Genomic DNA, 18,698 nt, shown 5'->3' with positions numbered 1-18,698 from the left:
TGTCTGAAATTACAGTAAGTTTACAATCTCTCTTATAAAATTGATATGATTGTTTATTGTTTGAAGCCCTGCATTTGCGGGGTTTTTTGTTATCTTATTCACAAAAGAAACACACATGAAAGCGACTATTGCAAAACCTGCAAAAAGAACGCCACCAAAAGCTGGTATGGGGCGAGTGAAAGGTGTTCCGAATAAAACGACACGTATTCTTAAAGAAGCAGTGATTAAAGCTGCTGAACGAGCGGGTAAGAAATATGGTGATGATGGTTTAATTTCTTACCTTGAGAAGCAAGCACTTAAATGTCCAGCAGCCTATTTATCATTGTTTGGGAAGATTTTGCCTCTCCAAGTAACAGGTGAGGATGGGGATGCCATCAAGATGGTAGGGCGTGTTGAAATTGTTCCTTTAATCAATGACAACCAAGCAAATTAAGATTGTACCAAAGCTTATACCGATTTTTATAGGTAAGGCAGGTATTCGTGCGGCTTGGGGTGGGAGAGGGTCTGGAAAGACAAGATCATTTGCATTGATGGCGGCTTTAAAAGGTTATCAATTTGGCATGCGAGGAATATCGGGTACCATTCTTTGTGCCCGCCAATTTCAGAATTCGCTTGCTGAGAGTTCTTTGGAGGAGATTAAACGAGCTATTGAGAGCCATGATTTTTTAAAGAGCTATTATAAGGTTGGAGAATCGTCGATTAAATCGATCGATGGTCGTATAGCTTTTCAATTTTCAGGTCTTGATCGCAATATAGCAAGTATCAAGTCAATGGGGCGTATTTTGCTCTGCTGGGTTGATGAAGCAGAACCAGTTACTGAAACGGCTTGGCAAACGCTCATTCCAACATTGCGTGAAGAAGGAGAAGACTGGCATGCAGAGCTTTGGGTAACTTGGAACCCGCTGCGTGAAAATGCTCCAGTTGAGAAGCGGTTTCGTTTTTCAGACAATCAGTCAATTAAGCGTGTTGAGATAAACTGGTTAGATAATCCGAAATTTCCGAGGATTTTGGATGAAGTACGGCTTGATGATCTTAAGAACCGCCCCGAAACCTATAAACATATATGGGATGGAGATTATCTTAAGGCTGTTCAAGGTGCTTACTACCAGAAAGAAATGTTGGCAGTTGAACAAGATGGGCGAATAGGGCGTGTTGCACGTGATCCTTTAATGCAAATGCGGGCATTTTGGGATATTGGCGGAACAGGTGCTAAAGCAGATGCTACAGCAATATGGATTGCACAATTTGTAGGCAAAGAAATAAGGGTTCTTGATTATTACGAAGCACAGGGGCAGCTGCTCTTTCAGAGCATATAGGTTGGTTGCGTCGCAATGGCTATGAGAAGGCATTGATGGTTTTGCCACACGATGGAGCGACCAAAGATCGCGTTCATGATGTGAGCTTTGAGAGCGCCTTAAATGATGCGGGCTTTAAAACGCAAGTGGTTCCTAATCAAGGTGCTGGAGCTGTGAAGATGCGTATTGAGGCAGTACGGCGTATTTTGCCATCTGTTTGGTTTCATGAAGAAACAACAGTTGCTGGTCGCAAGGCACTAAATTGGTATCACGAAAAATGGGATGAAAAGCGCGGCATTGGTTTGGGTGCTGAACATGATTGGTCGAGTCATGGAGCTGATGTCTTTGGACTGATGTGTATTTCTTATGAAGCACCACGCACCAAACCTCAACAAGAGCGCTATCGCGCCATAGAAAGAGAAGCAGCATCATGGATGGCATTCTAAAGGATGACTCTAAGAAAACAACAGATTTAGATCAGTATGATCTCTATCGACGTTTAAAATCTTGGTATGCAGAAGATATTGAGCACGTTAATAAATGTCGTGAACAGGCGCGTGAAGATTTTGATTTTTATAATGGGCGCCAATGGGCTGAAGAAGACCTTGCAGTTTTAAAAATGCAACGCCGCCCCGTTATGACCTTTAACCGTATTGCTTCACTTGTGAATGCAATTGTTGGAGCGGAGCGTAATAATAAACGCGAAGTGCAGTTTCAGCCACGACAAGTAGGTGCAGCAATACCAAATGAATTGCTTACTGGAGCAGCAGAATGGTTTCGTGACGAAGCGGAAGCTGAATATGCCGATTCTGATGCTTTTCAGGATATGGTCATTTGTGGCATGGGCTGGACAGATACACGTTTAGATTATGAAACAGACCCTGAAGGAATGCCTACTGTTAGACGTTTAGACCCGCTGAAAATGGTATGGGATGTCAACGCTGTTAGACCAAATCTCGTTGATGCACAACGTATGTGGTATGTTGATCGCAAACCAATCGAGGATGCTAAAAGCCTTTTCCCTAATGTGGCTTTTGAAGATTTGAATGCCGATTTGGCTGTAGAGTGTACAGCAGGTACTGAGGAACATCATGTGTCGCTTGATGCGTATGATGATCATTCTAATGCAGATTTTTTATCAGAGCAGTTTTCTGGAAAACGGTATGTTACGCTCGTTGAATGCCGTTGGTTTGAGTACGAAATTTATTACAAGGCGCCTGATCTCCAAACAGGTCAGATGCGTAACTATAGCAAGGGAGAGTTTAAGCAAATTCAGATGATGGTGCCACAACTACAAGGGGCGCGCTTCAATAAAAAAGTGGTTAAGCGTGCTTTTTTAGGACGTCGCCTTTTAGCGAAGCCTGATAGACCATTAGCACCTGATGGGCAGCTTGGGTGGGAATGTATCACGGGTACACTGGATAAACTTAAAAACCAGTTTTACGGGATTGTTCGTCCAGCTAAAGACCCACAAAAATGGTCGAATAAATATTTTAGCCAAGTGATGTACATCCTCAATAGCCAATCTAAGGGTGGCTTAATGGCAGAACGGGGTGCTTTTGATGATGAGCGCCAAGCACTAGAAAGTTGGGCGCGGACAGATACGATCACGTGGTTAGAAAAGGGGGCATTGACTAGCGGGAAAATCCAACCAAAGCCAAGTGCACAATTTCCTACAGGCTTTTTCAACTGTTCAATGAATCACGTGAGGCGATAACCCATGTAACAGGATTGTCAGCTGAGTTTATAGGAACACGAGAGGTTAACCAAGCAAATGTTCTAGAAAATACACGACGGCAATCAACACTTAATTTGCTTGCAGGCTTATTTGATAATCTAAAGCTTTATCGGTGCAGACAGGGAAAGATTATTCTTTATCTTATCCAAAATTATCTCTCTGATGGTCGTTTGGTGCGTATTTCTGGAGCAGAAAATGCTCAATATGTGCCGTTAACTCGTGAAGCTGTAACGACTCTTGAATATGACATTATTGTTGATGATTCACCCACTAGCCCAAATGAAAAAGAGAAGACGTTCGCGGCGGTTACGCAGATGCTGCCGTTGCTTGGTGGTTTCATAACACCTGAGATGATTCCAGATATTCTAAAGCTTTCACCGCTGCCAGCAACGCTTGTAGCAAGTTTAACTGCAAAGGCACAACAAGCACAGACACAACAGCAGCAGCAACAGATGATGCAACAAAGCCAAGGGGCACAATTAACACCAGAGCAACAAGCAAAGCTTGCCGTCTTACAGCAGGAAGCACAGGCTAAGAGCACACTTTATCAACTCGATGCGCAGCAGAAACAGGCGGCATTGCAGCAAAAAAATATTGAGCTTTTCTTGAAGCAAGAACAAGCGCGGATGCAGCTTGAGCTTCAACGAGCAAAAAATGAAATAACGCAGCGTGATTTAGAGCGCAAAGCTCTGCAAACACAGCTGGAACAATATCGAGCTGCGACGATCAGAGCAAAGACTTATTGAAGGAACAGAATATGGAAGAACAATTTACTCCTGAAGAACAAGCAATCTACGATGAGCAGTTTGTCGGTGATAATCACGATGTTGAGATTGTTGAACCTGAACAAGTTGCAGAAGTTTTTGATGTAGAGCAAAATTCTGAACAATCACCCACAGAATCGTCTCAACAGCAATTAACTCACGAAGCAATAGAGCAAGAGCGGCAAGCACGCCAAAAGGCAGAGAAAAGTGCTGCTCAGTCTCATGAGCTAGCAATTGAGCTTGCGCAAAAATATGCTGCAATGCAGGAGGAATTTGCTCGACACACTGATGAAAATGTTTCTGCATTAGAAGATGATCCAAAAGCACATATTGCATGGCTTAGTCAAAAAGTATTGGAGCAACAGAAAGTACTTGATGATTTTTCTCATATGAGAGAACAGCAAACACGTATAAGCCAAGAGCAACATGAGCGACAGCAATTAGGGGATTATTTCGAGGCAGCAAAGGCACAAGTACAGGATAAATATCCAGATTTAGATAATATCACGGATTATCTCTATGAAATAGCAGACAATTCACTACAAGCGCAAATAAGCCTCTATCCGCAATGGAAAGACCCTATGGCAAGGCAACAGCAAATTGGTGTTGAACTGCGCCAAATATGTCAGCAGTGTCAAAAAGCTGGTATAAATCCAATTGAGATGCTTGTGCAAAAAGCAAAAGCTTTTGGATATAATGGCTCAAAAATCAAAAATGAAATTGGGATGAGTGATGAAGTCGGAGCCCTTCAAGAGCGCAGCACAGCAGCGCGTACATTGGCAGCGCGCAGTGGACAAGCTCCAATAGGTGGCGTTGATGCGAGAACGCTCTTTTCCATGCCAGAAGAAGAATTTGCAGCATGGGTTGAGAAAAATCCAGAAAAATTTGAACAAATTATGAGCAGGGCGTGAAGAAATACGCAATGGAACAGCAGAGATAATTCGAGTGATTGTTATCGCTTGGGTTATGCCGCAAGGCAGTTTTAAAAACCAAGAAAGGCATTGTTTGAAATGGCAGTAACACAAGTAAAGCTCAATGATCCATTAGCCGTTGGCGTTTGGGCTAAGATGCTAAATACAGAGACTTCAAAAGCGTTGCAAATTGCTCCGCTGATGGGAAAAGACAAAAACAGCATTATTCAAGTTTTGGATGTATTAGGCAAAACCGCTGGTGATTCAATCACAAGTGGATTGCGTGCTCAGCTTATGGGTGATGGTGTGAGCGAGGGGCAAACGCTAGAGGGCAATGAAGAAGCACTTCAATTTATGAATGAAACAGTGCGCATCAATGAGCTTGCTCATGCTGTGCGCGTCAAATATGAAGGCACGATTGACCAGCAACGTATTTTATTTAATTTGCGTCAAGAAGCAAAAGATGGTCTTGTTGATTGGTATGCAGATCGTTTGAGTTTAATGTTCTTTATTCAGGCAGCAGGCTATACAGCACCATGGATTCAGTTTGAAGGTCGCACAATCACAATTAAACCAGTGCATTATGGTTTTAATGAGCCATCAGAGCCAAGCAAATTGCGTGTTATTCGTCCAAATGGGAAAAAGACGGATGAGGAACTCACAAAAGATGACACCTTTAAATTAGCTCTTATAGATGTAGCTGTGCAACGTGCTAAACTCGCTAATCCGCGCTTGCCTCCTGTTCGTGTTGATGGAAAATCAGCTTACGTCATGTATTTACATCCAACACAGGTAACCCAATTGCGTACGAACACACAAGATGGACAATGGTTAGATATCACCAAAGCGGCTTATGATGGTTCAGGGGCTAAAAATCCAATTTTTGATGGTTCTCTTGGAATGTATAACGGCGTGATTTTGCGTGAAGCAGAACATGTGCCTAATGGTGTCAATTCAAAAACGCAAGAGCCTGTTTCATCTGTTCGACGTGCTGTTTTGCTTGGTGCACAAAGCATTATCATGGCTTATGGACGTGTTGGCAATGGTACAACAGGAAGCAATGGTGCAACGCGTTATAAACTTGTTGAAGAGCTGTTTGATTATCAACGCGAATTTGGTGTTGCTGCAAAAACCATTATTGGCATGAAAAAGTCACGCTACACCTTGCCTCATTCTAATCAAGGGGGGCAAGATTTTGGCACTATCGTAATCCCTTCTTTTGCGGAAGCCAGCTAATAAGACCAACTTTATTGAAAAGGACTAAATTATGGAAGAACAACAGCCTATTGTACGTCCATCTTCTGGCATTAGCGCAATGACTGATGAAGGAATGCCACTTATTTTGCAAGGTTGTAACACTCATACGCAAAAAGTAAACGTCTTTCGAGCTCGTGTTAAATATACTGATCGTGGGTTAGTTACGAAAATTGGCACTTTACCCCAAGATGCTTTTATCAAAAGCATTACGGTTTATACACTAACCGATTTTGGAGGAGCTACAGCCAAGTTTTGAAAAGAGCCAAATAGCAATGATTACGGCAATGCAACACTTCTAACTCCTAACATTGAAGAACTTAAAATCCCTCTAGCTGAGCGGTGTGTTCCATTAGAATTTGAAAACACGATTTATATGACACGAAGCAAAAAAAGCACCAAAGGTGACGCAGAAGTTATTGTTGAGTTTTATACAAATCGTTAAAAAGTGGGAACGTTTGTTCCTTGCTTTTCTTGAGACGTTTAGAAAAGGGCTAATATGGCAATAATAATAGAGACAAGCGATCCCATTACAGAAAAAGAAGCTGTTGTTCCTCAGGAAAAAAATTTCACCCAAATATTAAGTGATATTCAGGATGAAATAGATGACCAAACGAATGAATATGTTGACCAAGTTCAAAAGGCGATATTTTCAGCTATTCGATTTTGTGAACGGTTGCCATTTTATTTTAATGAAAGCCGCGAGGTTACTTTTGCAACGCTAAAGGGAAAACGCCGCTATGGAGTGGAGGCAAATCCTTATATTGCAGATGCTACGCGTATTGTTGATGCTTATATTCATGAAAATAATCAAATAAAATCAAAGCTTTTACGTGTAGACTCGCTTTTCATTGAGAATATGGATAACAGTTTTAATGAGGGTACGCCTACACGATATGCCTATTTTGAGCAAAAGCTGATTTTATATCCAATACCAGATCGTGCCTATTCTATTAGGCTCATTCTTGATCCTGTAAAAGTCAAAAACATTGAGACTATGCAAGAAACCTCAATATGGTTTTGTGAAGCATATGAATTGATTAAAACCCGTGCAAAATATGAGCTTTATACAAATATTATTAAAGACCCACAAATGGCAGCAGCAGCTTTCGCTATGTTTCAAGAGCAATTAGATGCACTTAAAATTGAAACTTCGCGGCGCAAAAATTTATTCAAAATTCAACACACGGATTTTTAATGACTTTTATCCCTATTGCTGAATATAGACCAGATACTGCATTTATTAATAACAACTATTCTAATGAAATAGTGAATGTTTTGCCTGCTCCACAATCTTATATTCCGTTTCTGACAGTTGTGCCAGCATCAAGTTCTTTTCCTGATGTAATCTTGTGGGTTTATGCTGTACGATTATTAAATGGTGTGCGTATAATAGTTGTATCGCCAACAAAACTGTATGAGTTTGATAATAATACACGTGGGTGGAAAGATATAAGCAAGCTTAACACTGAATACCACGCTAATGAAACAGCGCCTTGGTCTTTTGCTTCCTTTGGCGATCACATTATTGCCGTTAATAGCAACGATCCACCACAGATGCTTTCGTTGAAAATGGATGAAAGATTTTGTGATTTAGGCTGGAATCCTCCGCGTGCTGGTGTTGTGCGTGTATGGGGTGATTTTGTTTGTTTGATGAAGCTTACAGATAAGCCAAACCGTGTTCATTGGTCAGGTTTAAACGATGCTGAATTTTGGACTGTAGGACAAAAAAATTGCGATTATCAAGATTTTCCAGACGGTGAATATGTTCAAGGTTCTAATGAAGCAACCAATCCGCTTATTTTTATGCGATCGGCTATTTATCGTGCAACCTTTGTGCCTGGTTCTAAAATAATATTCAGCTTTGCAAAAATAAAAGATAAAGTAGGGGCAAAAAGCAGTACGGCAATTGCAAGTCGCGGAGACTATACTTTCTTTGTTTCTGATGATGGTTTTTATCAAATCAATAGTGCAGGTGAGATGCTGCCTATCGGCTTTGGCAAAGTCGATAAAACCATTTTTACACTTTACAATAATTTTGCCATTGATGACATGAAGGCATGTATTGATCCAGTATATTCACGCGTCTATTTTTCTATCAATGATGATGTTATGGGAATGAATATTTATGTTTATGACTGGATTCTTCAAATATGGAGTGTCATTAAAGATCAGAAACTTCTCTTATTTCCACTCTTTGCAACCGGTTATACATTAGAAGGTCTAGATGAAGTTGCAGACCGTCTTATAGATTTGCCTGCTTCTCTTGATAGTAAAATATGGCAAAATGGTGCACCAGTGTTGGGAGCATTCACTCAAGACAATCGATTTGGCTTTTTTTCAGGTTCTCCAATGGAAGCTGTTATTGCTTCACAAACCGTTGGAGATACAGGCAGACAGATAAACCTTATGACTGAGGCTTTTGTTCAAACTGATACTATGGATGGTTGTTTAAGTGTTAGGTCTGCTTTTATCATTGATAATAGAAATAAATTAAATTGGGCTAAGGAACGTTACGCAGGCTATAACAACGGGATGTATAATATTCGGTCTCGAGCACGTTATCATGCTTTGCGTCTTAGAATACCAAAAGGCACGCCGTGGACTCATATAACGGGTTTTGATGTTACGCTTAAACCCGCAGGCATCAGATGAATTTTAAGATTTATAATACAGAAAAATGGAGCGCTGAACAAATGGCTCCTTATTTTGATCATGTAATAAAATAAATATCTTACTTTAATAAAAAATTCCCTGATGATTATAATCCAGAGACTATTTTAAATGACATTTTAAAGGGAGAAAAAATCCTTTGGATTATTGTTGATGAGCATGAAAATTTTATGGCTCATGTCACAACGCAATTACAAAAACTCGTCACTGGTACGCTGCGGGCGGTGATTGTAACGCTTGGGGGGAAAGGTGGAGAATCTTTAACCCAACCTATTTCTGATATTGAAGCCTATTATAGGGGAAAAGGGGCGAAAGAGCTTATCATTATAGGTCGCCGTGGGTGGGAAAAATCTCTTAAATCTCACGGATATTTTGTTAATCTTTTAGAATATAGAAAGCAGCTTTAAATATGGGAAAAAGCAGTAAACCAGCCCAACAAAATACTACACAAACAAATGCACCACCTGCATGGGCGACAGGTATTTTTGAAAATGCAGCTCAAGATGCAATGAATTTTTATAATCAAGGCAGCGGAAAAAATGTTTATGATGGTGATCGTGTTGCGGGTTTAAGCAGTCAAACAATGAACGCAATCAATGGGCTTAACAATAATGTTAATAATTATAATAACAGCACTTTGAATGGGTTAGCTACGGAGCAAAATTCAACAAGCAAAAATCTAAGTAATATGGCTTCTGGACAGCAAGTAGGAGATAATCCTTACTTTAATGAAGCACTGCAAAATACATTAAATCAAGCAACAAACTCTATTAATAGTTCACTGGCAGGAGCGGGGCGCTACGGTTCAGGTGCGCATATGGGTGTTCTTGCTAACGAATTGGGAGGCGTAGCAACGCAAGCTTTGTCTCAGCATAATCAAGATATCAACAACATGATGAATGCTAACAGCCTTATTGATCAAGCAAATCAAAACCAGTTGGCGGGTGCTAATAACTTTTTTCAAGGTCAAGGTCAGGCAAATATAAATGCGTTGACTGGGGGTAGTTTGATTGATGCAAATAATCAAATGAAATTAGATGCAGATCGGCAAAAATGGGAACAACAGAACAACCTTGATTGGGATCATTTAAGTAAGTTGCTTGCAGCTGGAGGAGCTGTTGCTGGGAATTACGGAACGCAAACGCAACAATCGACGTCTACTTCGCAATCAAATCCATGGCAAACTGTTGGAAATATTGGAAGTATTCTTGGTGGGTTTGCTGGGCTTAGTGATAGAAGAGCGAAAGAAAACATCACAGAGATTGGGCAGAAAAATGGATATAAACTCTACGAGTACAACTATAAGGGACATCCAGAGCGCTATCGCGGTGTAATGGCACAGGAAGTTTTAAAATTAAATCCTAAGGCTGTGTTCTTGAATAAGGCAACATGATTTCTGCACGTTGATTATAGCAAGCTTGGCTTTAACATGGAAAGGGTGCAGTGATGTTTTGGCAGGAAGAATTAAACGAGCTAGAACGTGAAGAAGATCGGCAACGCAAAATATTAGAGCAGCAAGCGCGAAACCAACAGATATCTTCTCAATACGTTAAAGCAGGACAATATAAGCCTAGTGTTTTAGAGCAGGTTGCTTTTAGTACTTTACCTTTTGAAAATATTGACAAATTCGATAACTCACAAAAAGTCAGTCTTGCAGAGCTTATTCGGGGTTCTCACACAGGAACAGAAGATGTTAAAAAAAGAGCCAGTAGAACTAATTACGTCGATGGAGGATTTAAATCCCCAAGAGCCTTCTTTACTGGATTATACGCTTCAGTTTAACAAGAGCTTTGTGCCTGAAGAAGAGAGATCCAATAGTAATTCTAGTAATGATTTTGCGGATTTTTGCTTAAAGATTAAAGCAGAGAGTAATTCTTTTTCTTTGCATGAAAGAAGTAAAGGATTTCGTTGGTTTTTTTGTTTTAAAATTTTTACAGAGATTCGTACGCATAGAAGTAAAAATGGGACAATTTTTTTATTAGATGAGCCTGCAAATAATTTACACATTTATCCACAAGGAAAAATATTAAATTGCTTACAAAATCTGCCACAAGCAGAGCATAATAAAGTAATTTATTCGACGCACTCTCCTTATCTCATTGATGAGAATAATCTTGTCAATTTATTTTCCGTGTATAATGAGGCAAATGATTTTGAAGAATCTAAAATTATCTGTGAAAATTTTTTCGAATTAAGTCCAACTCCCAGAGCGGCGAGAAGTATTGATCCTGTTATACAAAAATTATGTATTAATGAGGTTAAAAAAGGAGGTATTAAATTGATTATGGGCAAACTGAATAAGCTTGCTGAGCTTGCGGGGAAAGGAAATCAGATTATAGAGTTTGTAAAACAAATCAGCGAGCTTTATGCAAAGTTTTCTTCATAATTTTAAAGTTATGGTTTAAGATTGTAATTAAAATAATAAGAGCTTTGTTCAGATGCTTACATCATTTGGTAAAATTTTACGCGAGCTTCGTATTGATCGCTTAGAGCGTCTCTTCGATATGTCTAAAAAACTAGGTATTTCGTCAGCTTTTCTATCCTCTATAGAAATTGGCAAAAGGTCTATACCAGTTGGCATGGAAGAAAAGATCATTGAATTATATGCTTTAGATAAAGAGATAGAAGTCCTTTTAAGAAAAGAAGCTGATTCTTGTCGGAAGATTTTTGCAATGAACCGTTCTGATTCACTTAATCATCAAACTACAGGTATGTTTGATAAAGTGATTAGTGATCTTTTACGAGAGGATTTAAAAATTGAAGGAATTAATGGAAAAAATTGGTAAAAAAGAATGTGGTTTATAGAGATATGATCAAAAATCCTATTCCCTAACCTTATTTTTTAATCCCGAACCACTATAAAATATTAATAAAATCAATAAGATATTTATAACAAAAAGTATAATGGTACGCCCAAGGGGAATCGAACCCCTGTTTCCGCCGTGAAAGGGCGGCGTCCTAACCGCTAGACGATGGGCGCAAACCAGTGATGAGGCTTATAGAGAGGATCTTTTTACTTCGCAAGCCCTGTGCTTAATTTTTTTAAAAAAAAGTGTATTTTATTGAACTATTTTTACATATATTTGAGCTATTATTAGTCAATTTTTTGGAGAAGATATTGTCTAATAGTTTCCATTGCCTTAGATAGTTGTAGCTTTGATATTGCAACGTTAAAAAAAACGTATACAACAAGAAGCATAATGTTTAGTAGTCAAACATTCGGGGATCTTTGGGGAGCATTTATTAATAATCTTTCATTGATGAAGTTATGTTATTTGCATTAATTTTAAAAAGTATGATTGTTTGCGTTTTTTATGGTTTTTGATTCAACAGATGAAGCTTCCTGTTTCAAGGGTTTGTATGAGTAATTGGTATGTCCATGCTGATTTTCATCGGTGCTGTTTGTGTTATTTATGATTTTAGGAATATTTTAAAAATGAAGATAAGAAATGGATAGTTTGAATAATGACAGAAGCTTTAAAAGTTGGCATTGGAGGTATTGGTACGGTTGGCAGTTCGGTTATTCGAATTTTACGTGAAAAGGAAAGTAGTTTGTCTTGCCAATGTGGGCGACAAATTAAAGTTGTTGCTGTCAGTGCGCGTAATAAAGATCGTGATCGTAAAGTGGATCTAAGTTATGTGAAGTGGTTTGATTCACCTGTAGAGATGGCTGCGTCTCATGAAATTGATGTTTTTGTTGAGCTAATTGGTGGTGAAGTAGATGTTGTGCATGAATCTGTTAAGAAAGCGCTGGAAGCGGGACATCATGTTGTTACTGCAAATAAAGCACTTCTTGCTAGATATGGAATGGAATTGGCTTTTACAGCAGAGAAAAAAGGTGTTTTTCTTAATTTTGAAGCTGCTATTGGAGGAGGGATCCCTATCATAAAAGCGTTGAGGGAGTCGCTTGTTGGTAATCATGTGTCACGAATTTATGGAATTCTGAACGGAACCTGTAATTATATATTAACACGTATGTTTACGGAAGGTCTTTCATTTAAAGATTGTTTAGCAGATGCACAGAGGCTTGGTTATGCTGAAGCCGATCCATCCTTTGACATTGGAGGAAATGATACTGCTCATAAATTAGCTTTATTAACAAGTTTGGCATTTGGAACTTCGGTTTCGTTGGATGATGTTTATGTTGAAGGTATTAGTAATATTTCACAGATTGATATCCGTGCAGCTGACGAATTAGGGTATCGGATTAAGTTATTGGGGGTTTCGGTAAAGACCGATTCTGGAATTGAACAACGTGTTCATCCAACGATGGTGCCAATATCGTCAATGATTGCACAAATTCATGGTGTGACTAACGCTTTTGCTGTTCAGAGTGATTTGTTAGGTGAATTAATATTTTCTGGTCCAGGTGCTGGGGGAGAGGCGACGGCGTCAGCGGTTATCAGTGACTTAGCTGATATAGCGAAAGCAAGTTCTGGATTCCAGTATGTTTCTGCCCTACGGATGCCTGTTTTAGCGCTTTCTCCTCATAAAAAAGCACAAATTACCAATCATGCGGGTGGTTATTTTATTCGTTTGAATGTTTATGATCGTGCTGGTGTTTTTGCCGCGGTCGCGAGGCACATGGCTGATAATCATATTTCATTGGAATCGATAGTTCAAAAAAACCTCGTAGAAGGGCAAGTTGGCAAAACGAAAACGATTATTTTAATAACTCATGAAACGACAGAGGTAAATGTACGGCAAGCACTTGCATCTATTGAAAAAGATGGTCATCTTGTTGCTAGATCTCAGTTTATTCGTATTGAACGTATGGTGTAAAATCGGCAATTTGTTGTATAATAACTGTGGAGAGCTATTTTTTTCTTTTATAGAAAGTTTTATTTTAAACATTTGATAGTGAATATTGATATTTTTTACTAGGATTTTTCGTATGGTTGCAATGCAAAAACCTCAAAGTAGGCTTAGTCGTATTTTAACTCTTGAATTAGTGCGTGTAACTGAACGTGCTGCTGTTGCGGCGGCTCATTGGCGTGGACGTGGTAACGAAAAGGCTGCAGATCAAGCTGCTGTTGATGCGATGCGTAAAGAACTGAATCGTTTGCCTATTGATGGTACTGTGGTAATTGGTGAAGGTGAGCGTGATGAAGCTCCTATGCTTTACATTGGAGAGAAGATAGGTTTTCAAGATGGATTGGCGGTTGATATTGCTCTTGATCCTCTTGAAGGAACTACGATTTGCGCTAAAAATCTTGCTAATTCTTTGGCTGTGGTTGCAATTGCTGAAAGAGGAAACTTACTTTATGCTCCTGATGTTTATATGGAAAAAATTGCAATTGGTCCTGGATATCCAAAGGGAATTGTCGATATAGATGCGAGTCCCGTAGACAATGTTTGTTCTCTTGCAAAAGCCAAGGGAGTGGCAGTTAATCAGGTGACTGTTTGTATTATGGATCGGCCACGTCACGCAAAAATGATTGATGAAATACGCACAACGGGAGCAGCAATTCGTTTAATTGGAGATGGTGATGTTGCTGCCATTATTCATACGACTGATCCAGATGAAACAGGAATTGATATTTATATGGGGATTGGTGGAGCACCAGAAGGTGTGTTGGCTGCAGCAGCTTTACGATGTATTGGTGGACAAATGCAAGGACGTTTACAGCTTGATACAGAGGAGAAAATTGTACGTGCACACAAAATGGGAATCGATGATCCAAACAAAGTTTATACGATTGAAGAGATGGCGAAAGGCGATGTTTTGTTTTCTGCAACTGGTGTTACAGATGGTAACATGCTTTCTGGTGTTAAGTTTACTCCTCATTATATTCAAACAGAAACTATTGTGATGCGGTCACATACTGGTACAATCCGGAATATCAAAGCAAGGCACAGAGACTACTCAAAATTTGATTGATATTAATAATTGCATAGAGTCAAGGAGGAAATTTTCAACAAACTTCCTATGAAAGATCTTTAGGATACGTTTAAGGAAATAATTTTTCATTATGATAATTGAACAGGGTACACCCATCCATTTTTATCCTCTTTGTTTCCCTTTTGGAGATCAACTAATTGCGTTCTAAGTTGTTTTGTAATTTGACCAATTGTTTCATTTCCGATAACAAATTCCCCACCTTTGTATTTGAAACGGCTAATTGCCGTTATGACGGCAGCAGTACCGCAAGCAAAAGCTTCTTTAAGTTGACCGCTTTGTGCGTCTTTTTTTAATGCTTCAAAAGAGTAAGGACGTTCTTCTATTCTTAAACCCATTTGTTGAGCCAGTTTTAAAATCGAATTACGTGTTATTCCTGGAAGGATGGTGCCATTAAGCGGGGGGGTTATAAGAGTGTTGTTCTCCATAATGAAACATACATTCATCCCACCAAGTTCTTCAATCCATTTATGCTCAATCATATCAAGGAAAAGAACTTGGCTGCAATTATTTTGCGCTGCGCTATCTTGAGCCAGCAAACTTGCTGCATAATTCCCACCACATTTTGCATCACCTGTACCACCAGGTCCAGCACGGCTGTAATTTGTTTCAATCCATACACTGACAGACTTTTCTTCTCCTTGAAAATACGATCCAACTGGGGACGCTATGATGCAAAAAATATATTCTTTAGAAGGACGAACTTTTAAAAAATTTTCGTTACCAAACATGAATGGACGTATATAGAGGCTAGCATTTTGCTGATCAGAAACCCATTTTTGATCAATTTTTATCAATTGATTAATTGCGTTCAAAAATATGTCTTTTGGTAATTCTGGCATAGCTAAGCGTTGAGCTGATTTTGCAAAACGTTGTGCATTTGCATCAGGACGGAATAATAGAATACGTCCATCTTTAGCACGATATGCTTTCAATCCTTCAAAAATTTCTTGCGCATAATGCAAGACAGTACTCGATGGACTAATTTCAAAAGGTTTGTATTGAGAAATAACTGCATTATGCCAACCTTTTTCTTTTGTCCATTCTATAGTTACCATATGGTCAGTAAAAAATTGACCGAAACCAGGATTCTTTAAAATTTCCTCACGATCTTTATCAGGTAGAGGTGATTGGTGCTTTTCTATTTTGAATGGAAGGGACGGTGCGAAAGATTCCATGAGTAAAACCTGTAGGAAGATATCTTATTTTTATAGCTTTTATTTCTAAAAAAGTAATAGAGAATTACAATATTATCAGCAACTTCTTTGTGTCAATATTTTATTGCAGAATTAAAGGACAGAACTCTTGAATAGGTGTTTTTTGATTGTATTTTCATAATCTTTTTTAGTTTTTATCAAGTGATTTGGAACCTTCACATGTATTAATCGTTTTTTGAAATAAGATCATGAATGATTTCATATGTGTATACAAGTAACTAAATAGGGAGACTTATAAAAGGAACTCATTATGACTGATGAAAATTATCCAATTTACGAGAAACACACAACTGAAGAAAAGAAGAATAGCGAACAACACAATTTAATTGGTAAGGGAATTCTTGTTATTGTTCTTACATTCATTGTTATTTTATTTATTTTAGGATATTTCTTTGAAAAATCTTCTAGGTATGACAGTACGTCCAATCATTCTACGACAGGATCAGATCAAACAGTAATAACACCAAGAAAAAGTTTGAATGCAATGCCCCCACAGCCTCCTGTCGATAAAGATACGGTACCGTCTGTATTTCATGAAAAAGATCTCCTGAAGTGAATACATAAAAGATGGGTGTAGTCTTGGTATCTTAGACAGACCAATCAACATTAATTGAAATAGTGCAGTGATCATTGAAGTTATTACACTTTTTTAACGTGTAATGAAACAACTACCTCCGGAATTCTTTACCTCTTCACAAAGACTTATAGCTTCGTTGCGATTTTGAGTTTGGACTCGAACACGGTAATATATTCCCTTTCCTGGTATAAGAGCGGGATAAATGTTTAAATGATGAGAACCAATAATGTATTGAAACTTAGATTTTATATTTTTTAGAGAATCTCTGGCTAGTTCAGCTGTTGGTTGAGATGCAAATTGCACGTAGTAACTTTCTAAACTTTGTGTTGTTGTTTGGGGAGATGAGGTTGGATGAGGAGTAGTGTGTGTTTTTGCCCTCGAAATGAATTTTGGCTTATAGGGAACTGGTATAAATGAACTTTTTGCTTTTTTCTTAATATCAGGGACAGAAGAATTTTCGGAAATTATTGCATCAATATTGTTCGAAGAGTTATGTTCTGTCTCTTTGTTACTTCTGTCAGAAAATTGTGAAAAAATAGATGGTTCGTCTTTTGGCTCGTCTATCGCAATTGAATCAATGGTTTCAGAATCATCAGTATATTCCTTATCCATTTTATGCGCTTGAGTAAGTGCAATCGTCCCATCTTGATTTACAATAACAGTTTGTACTTCTCGTGTTGGTACAGTCTGATTAGTGGCTTCTGCTACTGCATTTTCAACATCAGATTCATCTGATAAAGAGGATGAAATATTCTCAGATGTTTGTTTTTCTAATGTTGTTAAACTTTCTGGAGATTCAGAGTTATCAACCAAAAATGTCTGTGTATTTCTTTGTTTTTCACGTTGTTCAGTTGCTTGTTTATAAATGTCTAAATTATGAGCATCATCATTTTCTGTTTCAGTGATTTCTTGCTTGAATTTAAAAGGCGCACTATCAGCACGAATAATTGGTATATTCTCTGCTTGTTGTGACGGGGTAAAAAAGTAAAAGTAGCTGATAAAACAAATCGTAATCAAAATGAATAAAATAGCACTTTTTTTCAAAAAATTATTAAAAATAAAAGATTTTTGGACGAGAGATGATTCATTATTTGCAAATATTTCGTCTACATTTCCGTACGGCAAATTCTCTTGAAAAGAAGAAGTAGAGTGTTCTGCATTCTGAGCAGAAAAATAATCATCGTTCTGTTTTTGAATATTCATAGGAGAATCTTTTTCAAGATTTTGCATATGCTGATGAAAAAAATCATCAAAGGTTTCATTTTGTTTTTTTTGTGAAAAATCTTCCACTGAAATATTTCCTACTTTAAATACATCAGCAAATTCTTCCCTTAAACTATCAGAGGGCATACCACACTCTGGTGCTTCATATGGAACTTCTGGAACCATAATTGGTCCAGTTTGTTCTACGACTTCCTCTGTAAATTGGTATACATCAACATTTGGAGGAGGAGAATTTTTGTAAGTATGATTATACGAAGTTTTCCTTTTGCTATTATGATCGGAAAGATTTTCAAAATTTCTAGAATACCGAATGTGGGTATCGTTGTGTTTTGATTTTTTTTCAGCATTACCTTTTTGGTTCAAAAAAAATTTTTCATAAAATTGAGGATGATCAGCAACATGATTTTCTCGCGTAAGGCCCTTTACATCAAATGATTTATCGACTTTTGTTGAATCCAAATTGGATGGCGATTGAACTATTGATGCAGTTTCTTTCGTCTTTTCTTTCCTGTCATCTGGAATCTTATGTGGATAATTTATGGAACTATTATAGGAGATTTGGTTATCTTGTGTATCTCCTTCAAAAAAAGGATCAATATGAGGTTGCTCCATTTTATTTTGAGGTGATTGATTTTTTTGAATAGGCAATGGAGAAAGTGCATCTAAAATTTTTTCTTCATCAAGATCGATGGATGAAGAATGTATTTCGTTAGATAAAAAACTCTTTTGCCTTGAATTATCAAGAGTGGTAATTCCCACCTCATCCATTGAAATTGTTGCACTGCCACTTGATTTTAAGTCCAATTGTTTATTTTGATCATCATACGATAAATCACCAGTTAAAGTCTTCTCAAGCTCTGCTTCCAAGAAAGGCAGATCAAAATCGCTATCATGAAACAGAGATTCAGGAGACTGAAATTCCGACTGATCAGTCTGTGAAAGAGACAGATAGCTTTGATTTTTATTTTGTTTATTTGAGTTAAAAATTTGTGCAAGATCTTCTAAAGGATCATGTCGTTTACGATCTTGGTTTATTTCGTGCGCATTTTTGCGATCGTTATCGCTCATAATTTTTCTCACATGACGATTTGCATTTAGGTGCAATAAAATTCTAACTTACCATATTTTCAAAATTATAACCTTTTC

Annotated in this window: 16 protein-coding genes, 1 tRNA gene and 2 pseudogenes; 16 read left to right on the top strand and 3 right to left on the bottom strand. The window is 38.1% G+C overall.

All coding sequences use genetic code 11. The annotated features are described in order from the left end of the window. Positions 1-115: 115 nt before the first annotated feature. The 13 genes and pseudogenes from V4P54_RS02975 (at position 116) to V4P54_RS02915 (ending at position 11,421) form a co-directional block, all read left to right on the top strand. Positions 116-433 (top strand): hypothetical protein, encoded by a 318-nt coding sequence (locus V4P54_RS02975; RefSeq protein WP_455476585.1) that lies wholly within the window; start codon positions 116-118, stop codon positions 431-433. Beyond that, a pseudogene (locus V4P54_RS02970) lies at positions 414-1,741 on the top strand (PBSX family phage terminase large subunit). The gene V4P54_RS02975 and the pseudogene V4P54_RS02970 overlap by 20 nt, the downstream one beginning before the upstream one ends. Continuing rightward, positions 1,726-3,779, top strand: a pseudogene (locus tag V4P54_RS02965) (portal protein). The pseudogenes V4P54_RS02970 and V4P54_RS02965 overlap by 16 nt, the downstream one beginning before the upstream one ends. A gap of 11 nt (positions 3,780-3,790) precedes the next feature. Continuing rightward, entirely contained in the window at positions 3,791-4,708 is a 918-nt protein-coding gene (locus V4P54_RS02960; protein WP_455476584.1) for a hypothetical protein, read from the top strand. Between the two features lie 99 nt (positions 4,709-4,807). Continuing rightward, positions 4,808-5,944 carry a N4-gp56 family major capsid protein gene (locus V4P54_RS02955; protein ID WP_455476583.1) on the top strand — a complete coding sequence of 379 codons (1,137 nt, stop codon included), beginning with the start codon at positions 4,808-4,810 and terminating at the stop codon, positions 5,942-5,944. Between the two features lie 31 nt (positions 5,945-5,975). Further along, a complete protein-coding gene (locus V4P54_RS02950; RefSeq protein ID WP_455476582.1) occupies positions 5,976-6,221 on the top strand; it encodes a hypothetical protein in 246 nt (81 codons plus the stop codon). A 240-nt stretch (positions 6,222-6,461) separates the two neighbouring features. Continuing rightward, positions 6,462-7,160 carry a phage adaptor protein gene (locus tag V4P54_RS02945; protein WP_455476581.1) on the top strand — a complete coding sequence of 233 codons (699 nt, stop codon included), beginning with the start codon at positions 6,462-6,464 and terminating at the stop codon, positions 7,158-7,160. After that, the gene (locus V4P54_RS02940) at positions 7,160-8,617 is read left to right on the top strand and encodes a hypothetical protein (protein ID WP_455476580.1); all 1,458 of its coding nucleotides are present in this window, start codon (positions 7,160-7,162) and stop codon (positions 8,615-8,617) included. The genes V4P54_RS02945 and V4P54_RS02940 overlap by 1 nt, the downstream gene beginning before the upstream one ends. 74 nt (positions 8,618-8,691) lie before the next feature. Beyond that, positions 8,692-9,042, top strand: coding sequence for a hypothetical protein (locus V4P54_RS02935; RefSeq protein ID WP_455477671.1), 351 nt, complete (start codon positions 8,692-8,694; stop codon positions 9,040-9,042). 2 nt (positions 9,043-9,044) lie between these two features. After that, positions 9,045-10,028, top strand: coding sequence for a tail fiber domain-containing protein (locus tag V4P54_RS02930; RefSeq protein WP_455476579.1), 984 nt, complete (start codon positions 9,045-9,047; stop codon positions 10,026-10,028). 53 nt (positions 10,029-10,081) lie between these two features. Further along, positions 10,082-10,417 carry a hypothetical protein gene (locus V4P54_RS02925; protein WP_455476578.1) on the top strand — a complete coding sequence of 112 codons (336 nt, stop codon included), beginning with the start codon at positions 10,082-10,084 and terminating at the stop codon, positions 10,415-10,417. Continuing rightward, entirely contained in the window at positions 10,326-11,021 is a 696-nt protein-coding gene (locus tag V4P54_RS02920; protein ID WP_455476577.1) for an AAA family ATPase, read from the top strand. Before V4P54_RS02925 ends, V4P54_RS02920 begins: the two co-directional genes overlap by 92 nt. Positions 11,022-11,073: 52 nt before the next feature. Continuing rightward, positions 11,074-11,421, top strand: coding sequence for a helix-turn-helix domain-containing protein (locus V4P54_RS02915; RefSeq protein WP_455477636.1), 348 nt, complete (start codon positions 11,074-11,076; stop codon positions 11,419-11,421). Between the two features lie 119 nt (positions 11,422-11,540). Here V4P54_RS02915 and V4P54_RS02910 read toward each other — a convergent pair. Continuing rightward, positions 11,541-11,615 (bottom strand) — tRNA-Glu (locus V4P54_RS02910). Between the two features lie 485 nt (positions 11,616-12,100). Here V4P54_RS02910 and V4P54_RS02905 point away from each other — a divergent pair. Both V4P54_RS02905 and glpX read left to right on the top strand, forming a co-directional pair. Then, positions 12,101-13,417, top strand: coding sequence for a homoserine dehydrogenase (locus tag V4P54_RS02905; protein ID WP_455477635.1), 1,317 nt, complete (start codon positions 12,101-12,103; stop codon positions 13,415-13,417). Between the two features lie 112 nt (positions 13,418-13,529). Continuing rightward, positions 13,530-14,516: a class II fructose-bisphosphatase gene (gene glpX / locus V4P54_RS02900; protein WP_455477634.1), complete on the top strand. Its 987-nt coding sequence runs from the start codon at positions 13,530-13,532 to the stop codon at positions 14,514-14,516. 89 nt (positions 14,517-14,605) lie between these two features. Here the strand turns inward: glpX and V4P54_RS02895 are convergent, their stop codons facing one another. Continuing rightward, positions 14,606-15,712 (bottom strand): branched-chain amino acid aminotransferase, encoded by a 1,107-nt coding sequence (locus tag V4P54_RS02895; RefSeq protein ID WP_455477633.1) that lies wholly within the window; start codon positions 15,710-15,712, stop codon positions 14,606-14,608. A 289-nt stretch (positions 15,713-16,001) separates the two neighbouring features. Between V4P54_RS02895 and V4P54_RS02890 the strand changes: the two genes are divergently transcribed. Next, positions 16,002-16,307: a hypothetical protein gene (locus V4P54_RS02890; protein ID WP_455477632.1), complete on the top strand. Its 306-nt coding sequence runs from the start codon at positions 16,002-16,004 to the stop codon at positions 16,305-16,307. Positions 16,308-16,400: 93 nt separating this feature from the next. On the opposite strand, the gene V4P54_RS02885 is transcribed toward V4P54_RS02890, so the two are convergent. After that, positions 16,401-18,620 (bottom strand): SPOR domain-containing protein, encoded by a 2,220-nt coding sequence (locus V4P54_RS02885; RefSeq protein ID WP_455477631.1) that lies wholly within the window; start codon positions 18,618-18,620, stop codon positions 16,401-16,403. Positions 18,621-18,698 lie beyond the last annotated feature (78 nt).

The organism is Bartonella sp. B41 (genome assembly GCF_053795765.1).
The sequence above is the reverse complement of the archived record's forward strand: the minus strand, read 5'-3'. Positions and strand labels throughout refer to the sequence as shown.